Annotated in this window: 1 pseudogene; it reads right to left on the reverse strand. The window is 60.2% G+C overall.

Annotated features, from left to right (window positions below):
• Positions 1–322 (reverse strand): annotated as a pseudogene (locus tag KVS69_RS19170) (formimidoylglutamate deiminase); the annotation flags it as partial.

Here is a 322-nt window from a genome sequence, read left to right on the forward strand (position 1 = left end):
TACGCCGTTCACCCAGACACAATCAGGGCGAGGGCTGCCCGCGAAAATGAGATGATCGAGAGCGTTTGTCTCTGTCAGCCATGGATGGTCGGCCAAGCTCAACGAGACGAAATCAGCGGCACCACCACTGACCAATCCCGCACTGCCCATCAGCGCTGCATTTCCGCCTTCGACCGCTCCTTCGAAGAGGCTGAGGCCTGTCGACACGCCAGGACGCGCTATGATGTTGCGAGCCTGTTGTGCCAGCCGCTGCGGATATTCCAGCTGCCGAAGCTCTTCACCAGGATCGGCGCGCACGTTCGAATCCGAGCCGATGCCAAAC

Origin of the sequence: Stenotrophomonas sp. GbtcB23 (assembly GCF_019091045.1) — a bacterium.
In the GTDB taxonomy this organism is placed as follows: Bacteria; Pseudomonadota; Gammaproteobacteria; order Xanthomonadales; family Xanthomonadaceae; genus Stenotrophomonas; species Stenotrophomonas rhizophila_A.